Source organism: Novosphingobium sp. (assembly GCF_040079535.1).
Lineage (GTDB): Bacteria > Pseudomonadota > Alphaproteobacteria > Sphingomonadales > Sphingomonadaceae > Novosphingobium.
Map to the genome: position 1 here is coordinate 21093 of NZ_JBEBKB010000016.1, position 16651 is coordinate 37743.

Consider the following 16651-nt stretch of genomic DNA (forward strand, 5'->3'; position numbering starts at 1 on the left):
ATCAAAAAGGGCCCGCCGGTCTGGCGAGCCCCTCTCGATTCGTAACTTCGCAGCCTCAGGTGCCGCTTTGTGCCGCCTGAACGTCTTCGGTTGTCACCGGCACGATCTTGATTTCGACCCGGCGGTTCTTGGCCCGGCCTTCGGTTGTGGTGTTTTCGGCCACCGGCATGGTTTCACCAAAGCCCTGACTGCGGATCCGTGCGGCCGGCACGCCCTTTGAAATCAGGTAATTCATCACCGTCTGTGCGCGCTTTTCAGACAGCGCCTGGTTGAAGCTGTCGCTACCGGTTGAATCGGTGTGACCATAAACGTCGATCAGGCTGTTGGGATAGGCGATCAGGCTTTGCGCGACCTGATCCAGCGTGGTGCGGAAGGCCGGCTTGAGTGTGGACGAGCCAACATCGAAAGTCACGCCATCGGGCAAGTTGACCAGGATCGCCTTGCCGCCATCGGTTTCGGTCACATCAACGCCCGAACCGGCGGTCTGCTCTTTCAGTTCCTTGATTTGCTGGTCCATCTGATAGCCAACAGCAGCCCCGGCAACCCCGCCGATTCCGGCGCCAACGATGCGGCCGGTCTTGCCGCCGATCAGGCCGCCCAGCAGGCCGCCAACAACTACGCCGCCAAGCCCGCCGATGGCCGTGCGCGAAACTTTCTTCTGGCCGGTATTGGGATCGGTCACGCAGGCCGAAGTTGCCAGCAGGGCCGATGCGGCCATTGCGGAGGTGAGCCAATGGGTCTTCTTCATGTCTATTCCCCTTACCTGTTGCAGGATTGGCATTAACCCTATGTAGTTGAAGCTGAATGGCGGGTGCATGGCCCGGTTGTCAACAATTCAGCGGCGCGCAGTGGGCGGCCCATCGCATTTTACACCCCCTTCGCCTTTACCCGCAAACCTGCTAGGCCGCCTGTGTGACACCTTTTCCCTGGTCTGACCTTTTCATTATCGCGGGATTGATCCTGCTTAACGGGCTGTTCTCGATGTCAGAGCTGGCGATTGTCTCGGCGCGGCCAGCGCGGATGAGATTGCTGGCCGATGGCGGCAATGCCGGCGCGCGGCGGGCAATCGAGCTGGCATCGGATCCGGGCAAGTTCCTCTCGGCGGTGCAGATCGGGATCACCCTGGTCGGGATTATCGCCGGGGCCTATTCGGGCGCCAGCCTGGGCGGGCCAACCGGTGAGCGGCTGGCCGCGCTGGGCGTGCCGGCCCGCTGGGCGCCGCAATCCGGCTTTGCCCTGGTGATCGCCTTGACCACCTATTTCAGCTTGGTGGTGGGCGAATTGGTGCCCAAACAGCTGGCATTGCGCTCGGCCGAAAAGATTGCCGTGCTGGCCGCCATCCCGATCTCGGTAGTGGCGCGGATCACGGCGCCGTTTGTCTGGCTGCTCGACAAGTCATCAGGTGTGCTGCTGCGCCTGACCGGGGTGACCCACAAAGGTGAGCATTCGCTGACCGCCGAGGAACTGCAACTGGTCTTTGCCGAAGCGACCCGATCGGGCGTGATCGAGGAAGACGAACGCGCGATCATGACCGGGATCATGCGGCTGGCCACCAGGCCGGTGCGCGAGCTGATGACGCCCCGGACCGAGCTGGACACGATTGACCGCAAAGCCAGCGAGGCTGAACTTCGCGCCGCGATCAAAGGCAGCCCGCATTCGCTGCTGCCGGTTACCGATGCCAGCCCCGATAATATCGTCGGCGTGGTCAAAGTGAAGGATGTGCTGGCCGTGCTGCTGGCGGGGCGCAAGCCCAACCTGGCCCGTCTGCTCAAGAAGGCGGAGATTCTGCCCGATCAGCTGGACGCGATGGACGCGCTCAAGATCCTTCAGCAAAGCGGCGTGTCGATGGCGCTGGTCCATGATGAATATGGCCACCTTGAAGGGGTGGTTACCCCGGCCGATCTGCTTTCAGCCATCGTTGGCAATTTCGCCAGCTATCAGGATGAAGGCGATGCGCCGCTGCTGGTAACGCGCGAAGATGGCTCGCTGCTGCTGGCGGGCTCGCTTCCAGTTGATGCGCTGATCGACCAGCTTGGGCTGGATCTGCCGGCTGACCGCGATTTTGCCACCACGGCGGGCTATGCCCTGTCAGTGTTCAAGAAGCTCCCGCGCGAAGGCGAATATTTCCACGATCAGGGCTGGCGCTTTGAAGTGATCGATATGGACGGCCGCAAGATCGACAAGCTTTTGGCCAACAAGCTTCAGGCCGAAATCCGCACCGAAAACTGATCTGCGGGCCAAACCAGAAAGGGCCCGCTGTTCAGCGAGCCCTTTGAAGCATTTTCCGGATCAAAGGTTCAGTTGCCGCCGATTGCGGTCTGCGCTTCGCGGCCATCGCCTTCGGGTGCGGCGATGATATCGCGGGCCACTTCGCCCTTGTCGACCGTGTTGGTCTGCGGATCACCCACGGTCGAACGGATCGCAGGGGCGGCCTGACCGGCCTTGCCGCCAACCGTGGTTTCCACGCTTGAACGCGGTTGCGGTGCACCGAACAGTGCGCTTTGCGCCTGGGCGGCTGCGCTGGAATCGTTGGGGCGCGGCGCGCCCGGAGCGGGCGGAACCAGCGCGAAATCGGGCGGTACAACCAGCGGCGCCTGGCGCTGCACGGCGAATTCATCGGGCCGATTGCGGTTAAACATCCCGCCGCCGCCGCATGCCGAAAGCAGCAGCGCCGAAGTGGTGACCAGAATCAAGCCTGTGGTCTTACGCATCTCTCAAATCTCCGTTGCGGGCGTTTTGTGGTTGGTCGCATTTTCCGAGTCGCCAGTTGAATCCAACTGGCTCGAAAATGCTTGGCCCGCCGTATCAAGTTGGGGCTTTTCGCGGATAAGCAGGCTGCGGGCAAGGATTATCACCACGCCCACCGAGATCAGCATATCGGCCAGGTTGAAAACCAGAAACGGCCGCCATGCGCCAAAGTGCAGATCAAGGTAATCGACCACATGGCCCAGCACCGCCCGATCATAAATGTTGCCCAGCGCCCCGCCCAGGATCAGCCCCAGCGGCACCACATCGCCCAACTTGCTCTCCCGCGTGATCCAGGCTGCCACTACCAGCGCAATTGCGCCGGTCAGCGCCACCAGCAGCCAGCGCATCGCATCGGTATCGGCGGTCAGCAGACCCAGCGAGATGCCATAGTTTGAGGTGCGGGTCAGATTGAAAAAGCTGGTCAGCACGATCTGCTGGCCATCTGCAATCAAGCCCAGCGGCCCGGTGACCAGCAGCTTCAGCGCCTGATCGGCCACAAAGCCGGCCAGGGCCACGGCAAAGCCGATCTTGCGGGTGCGCGTCAGCATGGTCATTCGCCGCCGTCCATGCCGCCCACAACCTGATCGCAACGTGAACAAAGCGCGCCGTCTTCGGTCACGTCGGGCAGGTGCCGCCAGCAACGCCCGCATTTGTGGTGGGTGGTGCGGGTGACTGTTTCCCAATCACCTTGATGGACTTGTGCCGTGATAAACAGCTCTGCGAGGTCGATGCCGGGGTAAGCGTGATTGACCGCAACTTCGGCTTCAAGACTTGAGCGGATGATCTTGTCGCGCCGCATTGGCTCGATCCGTTCATTGACTGCTGCGCGAAGCTGGCGAAGCTCAGCCCACTTCTCCACCAACTCGTCATCCCCGCGCAGGCGGGGATCCAGCTCGGGCGCTTCGCCGGCCGCTTGGTCAGCGGCTGGGTTCCCGCCTTCGCGGGAATGACGAGGGTTGGGGGCGGGCAGCACCGGCCACTCCAGCAAATGCACCGAACCGCCCTCTGGATACCGCGTCCCCCACACCTCTTCGCTGGTGAACACCAACACCGGCGCGGCCCAGCGGACCAGCGCGTGGAACAGCGTATCCAGCACGGTGCGATAGGCCATCCGCTTGGGATCGGTGGCCGCATCGCAATAGAGGCAGTCCTTGCGCACATCGAAGAAGAAGGCGGAAAGGTCCTCGTTGCAGAAGTCGGTCAGGGTGCGGACATAGGTGTTGAAATCGAAGCTGTCGGTGGCCGCGCGCAGCGTTTCATCCATCCGCGCCAGCAGCGCCAGAACATAGCGTTCCAGCTCTGGCATCGCCTCCACCGGCACCCGCTCAGCCTCGCTGAAGCCGTCCAGCGCGCCCAGCAGATAGCGGAAGGTATTGCGCAGTTTGCGGTACTGGTCGGACACGCCCTTGAGGATTTCATCGCCGATCCGGTGATCCTCGGTGAAATCGACTGTCAGCGCCCACAGCCGGATGATGTCCGCGCCATAGGTTTCCATCACCTTGTTGGGATCGATGGTGTTGCCCAGCGATTTGGACATTTTCATGCCCTTGGAATCCATCGTGAAGCCGTGGGTCAGGATCCGGTCATAGGGCGCGCGGCCGCGGGTGGCGCAGCTTTCCAGCAATGACGATTGGAACCAGCCGCGATGCTGATCGCTGCCTTCGACATAGATGTCGGCCGGCCAGCTCAGGTCCGGCCAGCGCCCGCTATCGAGCACATAGGCGTGGCTGGTGCCGCTATCGAACCATACGTCGAGAATGTCGGGCACGGCTTCCCACTCTTCGGGATCATAGCCTTCACCCAGGAAGCTGTGCGCCGTCTCGGGCGTCCAGGCGTCGATGCCTTGTTCGCGCACGGCGGCAACGATCCGTGCGTTCACCGCTTCGTCGATCAGATATTCACCGCTCTTGCGGTTGACGAACAGCGTGATTGGCACCCCCCAGGCGCGCTGGCGGCTGAGCACCCAGTCTGGCCGCCCGGCGACCATCGAACCGATCCGGTTGCGGCCCTTTTCGGGGGTGAAGGCAACGCGCTCAATCTCGCTCATCGCGGTTTCGCGCAGCGTCCGGCCATCGGCCATCGGTTTGTCCATCGGCACAAACCACTGCGGGGTGCAGCGGTAGATCACCTTGGCCTTGGAGCGCCACGAGTGCGGGTAGCTGTGCTTGTAATCGGCCGATGCCGCCAGCAGCCCGCCCGCTTCGCGCAGGTCGCTGCAGATCGGCCCATCGGGGGCGTTGAACTTGGGGTTGATGACGCTGCCCTGCCCGCCCAGCCACTGCCAGTCCTCGCGGTACTTGCCGTCGCCCTCAACCGCGAATTTGGGACCGATGCCGACCGACTTGCACAGCTCGAAATCGTCCTCGCCGTGGTCGGGCGCCATGTGGACCAGTCCCGTGCCGCTGTCGGTGGTGACGAAATCGCCCGCCAGCAACGGCCGCGGTTCTGCAAAAAACCCGCCGAGGTGGTGCATCGGGTGGCGAGCGATGGTTCCGGCGAGGTCGGAGCCTTTGATTTTCGCGAACGGCTCTGCACAAGCGATGAAATTGAAACGCTCGAAGTTCGAGTTTCGTGATCGTTGCTCGACCTGTTCGATCAATTCTTTGGCTACGAGGAACGCGTTGCCAGTTCCACCATCGTGGAACACCCAATATTCAATGTCTGGTCCATAGGCGATCGCTTGATTTACAGGAATCGTCCAAGGAGTAGTCGTCCAAATCAGTGCAAAGAGCTTGATTGGCTCTCCCACGCCCTGATTGGCAAACTCCCTCCAACCGAGCCCATCCAGGACAGGACTCTCGACAATCTCGAACGCCACGTCAATCTGGGTCGAGGTGATATCCTCGTATTCAACCTCAGCCTCGGCCAGCGCGGTCTTTTCGACCGGCGACCACATCACCGGCTTGGCCCCGCGATAGAGCTGGCCCGAGGTGGCGAACTTGAGCAGCTCCGCCACGATCGTCGCTTCGCTCTCGGCCTGCATGGTGAGGTACGGATTGTCCCAATCGGCCATCACGCCCAGCCGCTTCAATTGCCCGCGCTGCACATCGACCCAGTGCTGGGCATAGGCGCGGCATTCGGCCCGGAATTCGAGGAGGGGAACCTGATCCTTGTCGAGCTTCTTCTTTCGGTACTGCTCTTCCACCTTCCATTCGATCGGCAGGCCGTGGCAATCCCAGCCCGGCACATAGGGCGCGTTCTTGCCGAGCAGGTTCTGGGTGCGGCAGACCATGTCCTTGATCGTGTGGTTCAGCGCGTGGCCGATGTGCATATCGCCGTTCGCATAGGGCGGACCATCATGGTACATGAAGGTTTCGCGGCCCCGGCGGGCATCGCGCAGCTGTTCATACAGCTTTTCAGCCTCCCAGCGCGCGGCGATAATCGGCTCTTTCTGGGGGAGTCCGGCCTTCATCGGGAAATCAGTCTTCGGCAGGAAGACGGTGTCTTTAAGATCGCGCTGCTGGGTCATAGGCCGCGGGCCTTAGCCGGGGCGGCGTGAATGCGCAATTCCTCCCCAATGCGGGGATCAGCGATTCTCGCGCCGCTTGGCGATCAGCGCTTCAGTCTCCGCCTTTTCGCGACCGTTGCGGCGATCACCCGCCGGGTGGAGCGCCGGGCCGATCACCCACAGGTCTGATACCCAGATGTGGCTGTTGAAACTGGCCGGAACCTGGCCGATCTGTTCGGGCAGATCCAGCCCGCGCGGTTCTGCGCCGTCACTGGCCGGGCCCGTCACCACAATATGGCCGCCCACCGCAGCCATCCGCGCGATCAGCCGATTGGGCCAGCCGGCGAACTGCCACTGGCGGTTGAGCGGCACCAGAATGGTCCCGCCCTTGCAGCTTGCCGGGGTCAGCCCCAGCCAGCCTTGCAGCTGGTAAGCACTGGTGCAGGCCCGCGCAGCCTCCATCGAGAAGGCCCAGCTTTTGGGAAAACGCTGCCGGATTGGGGCAATCGCGGCTTCACTGCCCATGAAGCCATCGCCCAGATCCTCAACCTTGCGGCCAGCGGCCAGCAGCGCATCGATCAGCCGGGCGCTAAGGGCCTGATCCTGGCCACCCAGGTTGAACAGGATCGGTTCGGTCGGCAAGGCGCTCAACGTTTCCTCCAGCGTCGGCACATAGCCAATGCCCATGCCGCGCAGCGGAAAGCTTTTGCCGCCATCGGCGCTATAGCCGTGCCCGGCATCGATCGCCTTCAATTGGGCCAGGGTCATCGCGGAAACCGCGCCCTTGCCGCTGGTCCGGCAATCGAGGGTGGCTTCGCGCAGCAGCACGATCCGCCCATCGCTGCTTTGCGCCACATCGACCGAAACCATCGCCGCGCCCATTCCGCTGGCGCGCTGCAGCGCGGGCAGGGTGTTTTCGATATAGTCATGCACCGGAACTTCGATATTGTCGGCGGTGCAAACGCCGTCCGCGGCGGCCAGCGTGGCGGGCAAATTATTAGGCTGCTGGCTGATCCCGCGCACCGCCAGCAAGCGGGGGTAGCCCGTGGGCCGTTCGGCAATCCAGCTGGCATTGACGAAAGTCATCACCAGAAAAGCCAGCGCCAGCACAAACCCGATCCGCTTGAGCCAAAGCGTCATTCCGAAATTCTCCCCAGGTGCGCTTTCGCCGCTTCGCAATCGTGCGCCATCTGCGCAGTCAATGCTTCCAATGTTTCGAACTTTTCTTCGCCGCGCAAGTAGTGATGCAGCGCTATTTCAATTTCCTGGCCATAAAGATCGCCGGAATAATCAAAGAAATAGCTTTCCAGCAGTTCGACCGGTGGTTCAAAACTGGGGCGGATGCCCAGGTTGGCCGCGCCGTGCAGCACCTGCCCGCCCGGCAGGGTTCCGGTAACGGCATAGATCCCATAACGCGGCCGCAGATAGCTGCCCAGTTCAAGGTTGGCGGTGGGAAAGCCGATTGTGCGGCCCAGCTTGGCCCCGTGCCGGACCGTGCCGCGGATCGCAAAGGGCCGGGTCAGCAAGTGGGTGGCGGCGGCGCAGTCCCCGGCTTTAAGCGCTTCGCGGATCCGGCTGGATGAGATTACTTCGCCGCCATCGCCAACCGGGCCAACCGCGCGCGCCGATAGACCGCACGGCGCGCCCAGTTCCTTCAGCACGGCCACGTTCCCGCTGCGGCCCTGGCCGAATGTGAAATCTTCCCCGGTCACCACCCCGGTCACGCCCAGCTGACCAGCCAGCAAATCCTGGACGAAGGCCCGGGCAGTGGTTGCGGCCAGCGCGGCATCAAATTCGAAAACCAGCATGGCATCGGCCCCGGCAGCGGCGAACAGCTCGGCCCGCTGATCGAGCGTGGTCAGCCGGAACGGCGGGCTGAGCGGCGCAAAAAAGCGCACCGGGTGCGGATCGAACGTGGCGACAATCGCCGGGCGGCCCTCAGCCCGGGCCCAGGCCATGGCTTCACCCACAACCGCCTGATGGCCCAGGTGGAAGCCATCGAAATTGCCCAGTGCGATCACTGCGCCGCGCAAGGATGGTGGCATCGGTGCCCGTGCGTTCAGCCTGACCAGATCCACCGCGCCAATCCGTTCAGTGCTGCCGGCGGCCTTTGGCCCATTCGGCATAGGGAAGCAGCCCGGCATGGATCACGCGCAGGGCATTGCCGCCCATCACCGCGCGAATTTCCTCTGCCGAGAAGCCTGCATCGAGCAATGCCTGGGTCAACTGGACCAACTGGCTGGTATCGAACCGCACCGTTGTGCCGCCATCATAATCGCTGCCCAGCGCTACGTATTCAATCCCCACCAGATCGCGCACGTGCTTCATCGCCTTGACGATTCCGGCTGGGCTGGTGTCACACACGGCGGCATCCCAATAGCCGATCCCGATCACTCCGCCGGTGCGGGCTACGCCGCGAATTTCAGCATCGCTGAGGTTGCGGTTGACCGGGCACACCGCCTGAACACCGCCGTGGCTGGAAACCACCGGGCGGCGCGCCATCTTCAGCACTTCGGCCACGCAGGTGTGGCTGCAATGGGCGATGTCGACGATCATCCCGCGATCTTCCATCATCCCCACGATCTGACGGCCGAACGGGGTCAACCCGCCTTTGACCAGGCCGTGCATCGATCCGCCAAGCTCGTTATCGAAGAAATGGGTCAGCCCGGCCATCCGAAATCCGGCGCTATACAGCCGGTCCAGATTTTCGGCCTTGCCTTCAAGATTGTGCAGCCCTTCGACCGAAAGTAGCGCGCCAACTGGCGCTTGCGGCCGGGCGCGCAAGGCCAGCAGCTGATCAAGCCCGCCCTGGTCTGCCACCTTGCGCAAGGTGCCTTGCGATTGCGAAACCGCGACATCCAGCTTCTGGCCGTGAAACAGCGAGCGTTCGAGCAGCGAATCCCAGGTCCGGCGCGGCTGGCCTTGGGATACCAGCAGCAGCGTGAGCATATCGGAATCCGCTGGATTGCTATCGTAGTTCTGGCCCTTGGGGCTCTTGGTGGTCGATGCGAACACCTGCAAGGTGACATTGCCCTTGATCAGCCGGGGCAGATCCTCGTGCCCGCGATTGGATGCGGCCACCAGATCGCGCTTCCACAGCAGGGTATCGGAATGCAGATCGACGATGTTAAGCGAACGGTGCAGCGCCTCGGCTTCGGGTGAAATCACCAGCAGCGGCTTGCCTTCCAGCTTGTTCATGCCGGATTCCAGCATTGGCGGGAGCAGCCGGAAGAACACCAGGGCACCGATTGCCAGCACGGTAGCCAAAGACCAGAATATCTTGCGCATCGTGCCCCCCAAAATCAGACTGCTGGTTTACGCAGCAATGTTACGAAATCAAACCCCGGCACGCGACCTTGTGGGGGATGACTTTCGCGGAATGTCTCAGCCCAGTCGGCGCGGTTGAATGCGGGAAAGCGGGCATCGCCTTCGGGCGTCAGGGCCACTTCGGTCAGCTCTATCCGGTCCGCCAGCGGCAGGGCTTCGGCATAGATCTGGGCCCCGCCGAAGATCGCGATATGGGGGGCATTGGCCAGGCGCAGCGCGGCGGCCAGATCATGCACCACTTCGGCCCCATCGGCTTGCCAGGCGGGATCGCGGGTAATCACGATGTGGCGGCGGCCGGGCAGCAGGCCGGGCAGCGATTCAAAGGTCTTGCGGCCCATCACCAGTGGTTTGCCGATGGTCAGCGCCTTGACCCGGCGAAAGTCCGCACTGATGTGCCAGGGGATCTCGCCACCAGCACCGATAACGCCGTTTGCGGCCACCGCAGCAACCAGGAAGATTTCGCTGCGGTTCACGCCAGCAGCCGGGTGACGTGGCCCATCTTGCGCCCGGGGCGCACCACGCCTTTGCCATAAAGGTGGACGTGATTGGCCGGGTCAGCCGCCAGCGCGGAAATGTCCAGCACATCGTCACCGATCAGATTGCGCATCTCCACGCCGCGCGCGGCAAGCCGGGTTTCGCCCAGCGGTAGCCCGCAGATTGCGCGGATGTGGTTTTCAAACTGGCTGGTGGCCGCGCCCTCGATCGTCCAGTGCCCCGAATTGTGGACCCTGGGCGCCATTTCGTTGAACACCGCGCCCTGATCGGTCGCAAAGAATTCAAACGCCGCCACGCCGATATAGCCAAGCGCATCGGCCACTTTTTGGGCCAGCGCACGGGCATCGCCAATCTGGGCCTGCACCGCCGGGCCGGCCGGGACGGTCGATTTAGCCAAAATCCCATGCTCATGGACATTTTCGGCGCTGTCCCAGAACACGCATTTGCCATCCTGGCCGCGCGCCAAAATCACGCTGAATTCACTGGAAAAGCGCACCAGCCCTTCATAGATCAACGCCTGCCCCGCCAGCGATATCCCCTCGGCCTCATGGTCATAGGCGATCCGCCACTGGCCCTTGCCGTCATAGCCTTCGCGCCGGGTCTTGAGGATCCCGGGCGATCCGATCCGGATCAGCGCCTGGTCCAGATCCTCAGCCGTGTCGATCATCATATAGGATGCCGTGCGGCCCCCCAGATTCTCGACGAATTCCTTTTCATTCAGCCGGTCCTGCGCCACTTCAAGTGCGCGAACCGAAGGAAACAACGGCGTTTCGCCGAGTCCTTTCAGTGCGGCGATCGGCACATTTTCCCACTCATAGGTAACAACCGCGCAGGCCGAGGCGAACGCGGCCAGCGCGCTGGCATCGTCCCAGCTTGCCCGGGTGTGGGCCTGGCTTACCTCTGCGGCAACGCTATCGTTTTCTGGGGCATAGATGTGGACCTTATAGCCCAGCCGCTGCGCCGCCATGGCCAGCATTCGTCCCAGCTGCCCGCCGCCCAGAATGCCGATCACTTCGCCGGGGGGGATCATCGCCATGGGCTGTCAGCTTGGCCGTTCAGCCACGCCGGCACTTTGCGCGGCGCGGTAGGCCTGAAGCCGAGAGCTTAGCGCGGGATCGCTCAGCGCCAGGATCGAGGCGGCCAGCAAGGCGGCATTGGTTGCCCCGGCCTCGCCAATCGCCAGCGTTCCCACCGGGATCCCGGCCGGCATCTGGACGATCGACAGCAGGCTGTCCTGCCCTGAAAGCGCCTTGGACTGCACGGGCACGCCCAGCACCGGCAGGTGGGTCATGCTGGCTACCATCCCCGGCAAATGCGCTGCGCCGCCCGCCCCGGCGATGATCACCTTGAAGCCTTCATCGGCTGCGCCCTGGGCAAATTTGACCAATCGATCTGGCGTGCGGTGCGCCGATACGATCCGCGCATCGTGCGCCAGGCCCAGCTTGTCGAGCGTTTCGGCGGCGCGTTGCATCGTAGGCCAGTCAGACTGGCTGCCCATGACAATCGCGACAAGTGCAGCCATGCTCAGCGCTCCGCCAGATAATAACGCTCGATCGCCTTCAGATCGGCATCGAGTTCATAAATGATTGGTTGGCCGGTCGGGATCTCAAGCCCGGTGATCTCATCATCGGAAATCCCCGAGAGATGCTTGACCAGCGCGCGCAGCGAGTTTCCGTGTGCCGAAATCAGCACAGTTTCGCCCTTGGCCAGCTGCGGCGCGATCGCGCTTTCATAATAGGGCAGCACGCGGGCGATGGTGTCCTTCAGGCTTTCGGTGCTGGGAATCGGGATCCCGGCATAACGCGGATCAGATTTAAGATCGAACGCAGAGCCATCTTCCAGCACAGGCGGCGGAATATTGAAGCTGCGGCGCCAGATCTTGACCTGATCATCGCCGTGTTTGGCGGCCGTTTCAGCCTTATCAAGCCCCGTGAGCCCGCCATAGTGGCGCTCATTCAGCCGCCAGTCCTTGATCTCGGGAATCCACAGCCGACCGGCCGCTTCGAGCGCCAGGTGCAGCGTCTTGATCGCCCGGCTTTGCAGCGATGTGAAGGCCATGCTGGGCAGCATGGCGGTTGCCTTCAGCAGCGCACCGGCGGCCTGGGCTTCGGCTACGCCCTTTTCGGTCAGGTCAACGTCCCACCAGCCGGTGAAGCGGTTTTCCAGGTTCCACTGGCTCTGGCCATGGCGGACAAGAATTAGGCGGGGCAAGGGGCCAAACTCCAAGCTTTTCAGGAGCACCGCGCCTAGCCGGTCAAGCCGGGTTTGGGAAGGGCGTTCGGCAAGAAGCAAGGCGGGTCAAAAATTGATCCACGCCAAGCCGCAAAAGCGCGGGACTGAATCGCAGGGCTCAGTCCACCCAAGGCTTCGCTTTGCGATGCTGCTTGCTGGTGGCTTGGCGCGCATCAATGCAAAGACATCACCAAAACCGCTATTGCCCTTCGGAACCCGTTTTCTCTGATCCATCGCCGTCTTGCGCGCGCGCCTGCGCCTTGCGGCGGCGCAGGTTCTCGCGCAGCTTGGCGGCAAGGCGTTCTTCGCGGGTGGGGGCGGGCTGTCTTTCACGCATTGGCAATAGTTCGTGCGCTATCAGGCATCGGCTTGACAAAGCAAGGGGGCGCAGCCAATAGCGCGCCCCTGCCCCCCGGCCTTGGCCGTGTTGGGCCATTTGGAATGGTGTGCTGCTGTAGCTCAGTGGTAGAGCGCATCCTTGGTAAGGCTGAGGTCGGGAGTTCAATCCTCCCCAGCAGCACCATTCCACTGCCGCACCTGTGTGGCACCTGCGCCTCAACCCCGGATTCATACGCGCGCAAACGCCCTGTGGCCCAGCGCGCCGGCCCAGCGCCACCGCAATCCGCCAGGCTGGCCCGGACCCGGCCTCAGTTCCCGGACCTGGCTTGCCCGATCCGGAATTGCAATCGATTGTTGATTTGGATACGATCCACCTTGCGAAACCCTGCGCAAGTGCGGGCAGGTCTTGAAGATACAAGAAAGGTTTCATCGTGGGTGCTCTGAAAGCTTTGCTGGCCATGATTCTGGCCATGCTCCCTATGCCGGCATTTGCGGCTGAGCAGATCCGCGCGAGCTCGCCCGGCGGGGTGATCGCGGTTGAATTGGCGATCGATGGTGATGGCCGCGCGGCCTATGCGATAAGCCGCAAGGGCAAACCGATCCTTGCCCCTTCGCGGTTGGGCTTTCTGTTTACCGATGTGGCCAAGATTGATCGCAGTCTGGAACTGACCGGGCACGAAATCGGCGAATTCGACCAGACCTGGCAGCAGCCGTGGGGTGAATGGGCGCAAGTTCGCAATCACTACCGCGAGCTTCGGGTTCATTTGCGGGAAAGCAAGGGGTTGGGCCGGAACTTCACGATCACGTTCCGGATCTATGACGATGGGGTCGGCTTGCGCTATGAGTTCCCCGACCAGCCCAATATGCACCACGCCAACATTGCCGAGGAGCTGACCGAGTTCGCCTTCGCGCAGGATGGCACCGCTTGGTGGAAGCCCGCCTTCCTGTGGAACCGCGAAGAGTATCTTTACAACAAGACTGCGATTTCGGGGCTGGGTACGGCCGATACACCCGTTACGATAAAGCTGGCCGATGGCACCCATGTGGCGCTGCACGAAGCCGCGCTGGTTGACTATTCGGCGATGGCCGTTGCCCGGACCGAGGGCAACACGCTGCGCGCACAGCTGACTCCGGGAGCGGGTGTGCCCAAGGTGATCAAGCACGGCGCCTGGATCACTCCGTGGCGCACGCTGATCGTGGCCGATGATGCCGCCGGGCTCTATATGAGCCACCTGATGCTCAACCTCAACGAGCCGAACAAGCTGGGCGACATGGCTTGGTTCAAGCCGGGCAAATTCGTTGGCGTATGGTGGAACATGATCAAGGGTGAATGGACCTGGGCCCGCGGGCCGCACCACGGCGCAACCAACGAAAACGTCAAACGCTACATCGATTTCGCCGCTGCGCAGGGTATCCCGCAGGTGCTGGTAGAAGGCTGGAATGTGGGCTGGGACGGCGATTGGTTCGGCAACGGCTGGGACATGGACTTCGCCAGGCCGGTGGAGGATTTCGACGCGGATATGCTGTCCGCCTATGCCAAGAAAAGGGGCGTCCGGCTGATCGGGCACCACGAAACCGGCGGCGCGGCCAGCCATTATGAGAGCCAGTTTGACAAGGCCTTCAAATTCGCCGCCGACCATGGCTACATGGTGGTCAAAACCGGCTATGTTACCGATGCAGGACAGATCGAACGAGTCGATCCCGATGGCAAGCGCTATCGCGAATGGCACGAAGGCCAGTGGATGTCGAACCATCTGATCCGCGTGGCCGAAGCCGCCTACAAATACCGTATCGCAATTGACAGCCACGAACCGATCAAGGGCACCGGCCTGCATCGCACCTGGCCCAACTGGGTCGCGCGCGAAGGGATGCGCGGGATGGAATACAATTCGTGGCCGGGCAAGAATCCGCCCGAACACGAAGCCAACATCGTCTTCACCCGGATGTTGGAAGGGCCGATGGATTTCACCCCCGGTGTGCTGAGCCTGACCGGCGAAAAGGGCAGTGCGATCCTTTCAACCAAGGCCAAGCAACTGGCGCTTTATGTGGTGATCTATTCGCCCGTGCAGATGGCGGCCGATACGCCAGAGAACTACGCGCGCGATATGCCGGCCTTCAAGTTCATCCGCGATGTTGCGACCGACTGGGACGAGACGCGGGTGCTAAACGGCGAAGTGGGTGATTATGTCACGATTGTCCGCAAGGTGCGCGGCGGCAGCGACTGGTTTCTGGGCGCAGTGGGTGACGAGAACGCGCGCAACGTTTCGTTCGCGCTTGATTTTCTTACCCCGGGCAAGCGGTATATCGCCGAAATCTACCGCGATGGCGACGATGCCGATTTCCGCACCGAAAAGCGCCATTCAATCGTGATCGAGCAGCGCCAGGTGACCGCCAGGGACAGCATGACACTGCGCCTGGCCCCGGGCGGCGGAGCGGCAGTGCGGTTCCGGTTGGTCAAATGATCATCAGCTGACCTGGCTCTGCCTTGCAAAAGCGGGGGGTGAAACCGCACAATTGCAGAGCCGGGCCAGGGCCGGGCCAGAGCCGGAATTAACGGAAACCGGGGCTTGAAAGGAAGCGCCCAGCGAGCTGGCGGAAACACCTGCAGCGGGGCAAAAAGGCATATTGCAATCGATTGTTGTTTTGTCCTGCCGAATGTGACATTGAGGCGTCAATAACGCGGCCTCAGGCCGCTTGGGAGAGGCCGATGGCAATGGGAAAACCGCACCTTTCGATTCCGCGAATCCTGCAGATGAACCTGGGCTTCCTGGGCTTGCAGTTCAGTTTCGGGTTGCAACAGGCAAATCCCATCTTTGCCTACCTTGGGGCAGACGAAAAGGACTTTCCCTGGCTTGGCATTGCCGGGCCACTTACCGGTCTGATCGTCCAGCCGCTGATCGGGGTGATGAGCGATCGCACTCTTTCGCGGTACGGGCGGCGCACGCCCTATTTTCTGATCGGCGCGCTGATGTGCAGCGCCGGGCTGTTTCTCATGCCGTTTTCGCAAAGCCTGCTGATGGCGTTTTCGATCCTGTTCCTGCTCGATGTAGGCAACAACATCACGATGGAGCCCTATCGCGCCTATGTGAACGACCGCCTGCGCGAGGAACAGCGTGGCTTTGGCTTTTTGTCTCAAAGCGGGTTCACCGGCCTGGCCCAGTGCCTGGCCTATGCCAGTCCATTCCTGCTGGTCAACCTGTTCGGGGTATCCAAAATCGCCGAACCTGGCGTGATCCCGGACTATACCCGGATGGCCTTTTTCATCGGCGCAGTCTTGTCTATCAGCACGATCCTGTGGTCGATCCTGCGGGTGCCGGAACTCCCGCTTACAGATCTTGAAAGGGCCCGGATCACCGCCCTGCCCAAGGGCTTTGGCGCGACCTTTGCCGAAGTGTTTGCAGCGATCCGCGAAATGCCCGAGGCGATGCGGACCATGGCCTGGATGAGCCTGTTCCAATGGTATGCGATGTGCTGCTATTGGGCTTACCGTGTTCCATCGGTTTCAATGGCGCTGTTTGGCACTTCGGATGGCAGTACGTCGCAGTTTCGGGAAGCAGATTTGCTATCGGGTCCGATGGGGGCCTTTTACAATGCAATCGCCTTTGTCGCCGCGTTCTCGATGGCTCCGCTTGCCAGGCGGCTTGGCGCGGCGCGGCTTCATGCCGCCTGCTTGTTGATGACCGGTTGCGCGATGATTGCGATGCCGATGATGAACAGCGAACCGCCGATGTGGCTGCTGATGGGGATCATGGGGCTGGGTTGGGGCTCGATCATGGGCAATCCCTACATCATCCTCGCCAATGCCATCCCGGCAGAGCGAACCGGGGTTTACATGGGCATTTTCAACATGATGATTTGTGCGCCGATGCTGGTGTTCGCCGGGACAATGACCTTTATCTATGAACCGGTGCTGGGCGGCGATCCCCGCAACGCGCTGGCGTTTGGCGGCGTGCTGATGCTGTGCGCGGCGGTGGCGGTGTTGCGGGTGAGATCAGGCGGACAATCCGGACCGGCGGCCGAGCCGAGGCCTGAGCCAAAGGCCGCCGTTTCCACCTGATGCCG

15 protein-coding genes and 1 tRNA gene are annotated in these 16651 nt (G+C 62.2%); 4 read left to right on the forward strand and 12 right to left on the reverse strand.

Annotated features, from left to right (window positions below; translation table 11 throughout):
• Positions 1-55 precede the first annotated feature (55 nt).
• The gene (locus ABL914_RS07310) at positions 56-748 is read right to left on the reverse strand and encodes an OmpA family protein (RefSeq protein WP_391562515.1); all 693 of its coding nucleotides are present in this window, start codon (positions 746-748) and stop codon (positions 56-58) included.
• A gap of 164 nt (positions 749-912) precedes the next feature.
• Between ABL914_RS07310 and ABL914_RS07315 the strand changes: the two genes are divergently transcribed.
• Positions 913-2229 (forward strand): hemolysin family protein, encoded by a 1317-nt coding sequence (locus ABL914_RS07315; RefSeq protein WP_391562516.1) that lies wholly within the window; start codon positions 913-915, stop codon positions 2227-2229.
• A gap of 68 nt (positions 2230-2297) precedes the next feature.
• Here ABL914_RS07315 and ABL914_RS07320 read toward each other — a convergent pair whose 3' ends face one another.
• The 11 genes from ABL914_RS07320 to ABL914_RS07370 all read right to left on the reverse strand — a co-directional run bounded on the left by ABL914_RS07320 (position 2298) and on the right by ABL914_RS07370 (position 12587).
• A complete protein-coding gene (locus ABL914_RS07320; protein WP_391562517.1) occupies positions 2298-2711 on the reverse strand; it encodes a DUF3035 domain-containing protein in 414 nt (137 codons plus the stop codon).
• Between the two features lie 3 nt (positions 2712-2714).
• Positions 2715-3302: a signal peptidase II gene (gene lspA / locus ABL914_RS07325; RefSeq protein ID WP_391562518.1), complete on the reverse strand. Its 588-nt coding sequence runs from the start codon at positions 3300-3302 to the stop codon at positions 2715-2717.
• A complete protein-coding gene (gene ileS, locus ABL914_RS07330) occupies positions 3299-6217 on the reverse strand; it encodes an isoleucine--tRNA ligase (RefSeq protein WP_391562519.1) in 2919 nt (972 codons plus the stop codon). The genes lspA and ileS overlap by 4 nt, the downstream gene beginning before the upstream one ends.
• 57 nt (positions 6218-6274) lie before the next feature.
• Entirely contained in the window at positions 6275-7336 is a 1062-nt protein-coding gene (locus ABL914_RS07335) for a glycerophosphodiester phosphodiesterase family protein (RefSeq protein WP_391562520.1), read from the reverse strand.
• A complete protein-coding gene (locus ABL914_RS07340; protein ID WP_391562541.1) occupies positions 7333-8268 on the reverse strand; it encodes a bifunctional riboflavin kinase/FAD synthetase in 936 nt (311 codons plus the stop codon). Before ABL914_RS07340 ends, ABL914_RS07335 begins: the two co-directional genes overlap by 4 nt.
• Before the next feature lie 19 nt (positions 8269-8287).
• A complete protein-coding gene (locus ABL914_RS07345) occupies positions 8288-9484 on the reverse strand; it encodes a dipeptidase (protein ID WP_391562521.1) in 1197 nt (398 codons plus the stop codon).
• A gap of 14 nt (positions 9485-9498) precedes the next feature.
• Positions 9499-9996: a dihydrofolate reductase gene (locus tag ABL914_RS07350; RefSeq protein ID WP_391562522.1), complete on the reverse strand. Its 498-nt coding sequence runs from the start codon at positions 9994-9996 to the stop codon at positions 9499-9501.
• A complete protein-coding gene (locus tag ABL914_RS07355) occupies positions 9993-11048 on the reverse strand; it encodes a 5-(carboxyamino)imidazole ribonucleotide synthase (RefSeq protein ID WP_391562542.1) in 1056 nt (351 codons plus the stop codon). Before ABL914_RS07355 ends, ABL914_RS07350 begins: the two co-directional genes overlap by 4 nt.
• A gap of 12 nt (positions 11049-11060) precedes the next feature.
• Positions 11061-11540 (reverse strand): 5-(carboxyamino)imidazole ribonucleotide mutase, encoded by a 480-nt coding sequence (purE, locus tag ABL914_RS07360; RefSeq protein ID WP_391562523.1) that lies wholly within the window; start codon positions 11538-11540, stop codon positions 11061-11063.
• Positions 11541-11542: 2 nt separating this feature from the next.
• On the reverse strand, positions 11543-12229 hold the full coding sequence (gene gpmA / locus ABL914_RS07365; RefSeq protein WP_391562524.1) for a 2,3-diphosphoglycerate-dependent phosphoglycerate mutase: 687 nt from the start codon (positions 12227-12229) through the stop codon (positions 11543-11545).
• A 220-nt stretch (positions 12230-12449) separates the two neighbouring features.
• Complete coding sequence (locus ABL914_RS07370; protein WP_391562525.1) at positions 12450-12587, reverse strand: hypothetical protein; 138 nt, start codon at positions 12585-12587, stop codon at positions 12450-12452.
• 111 nt (positions 12588-12698) lie between these two features.
• On the opposite strand from ABL914_RS07370, the gene ABL914_RS07375 reads away from it, so the two are divergent.
• The 3 genes from ABL914_RS07375 (at position 12699) to ABL914_RS07385 (ending at position 16646) form a co-directional block, all read left to right on the forward strand.
• A tRNA-Thr gene (locus ABL914_RS07375) sits at positions 12699-12773 on the forward strand.
• Between the two features lie 274 nt (positions 12774-13047).
• A complete protein-coding gene (locus ABL914_RS07380; protein WP_391562543.1) occupies positions 13048-15051 on the forward strand; it encodes a glycoside hydrolase family 97 protein in 2004 nt (667 codons plus the stop codon).
• A 245-nt stretch (positions 15052-15296) separates the two neighbouring features.
• Positions 15297-16646, forward strand: a complete 1350-nt coding sequence (locus ABL914_RS07385; protein WP_391562526.1) for an MFS transporter — start codon at positions 15297-15299, stop codon at positions 16644-16646.
• Positions 16647-16651 lie beyond the last annotated feature (5 nt).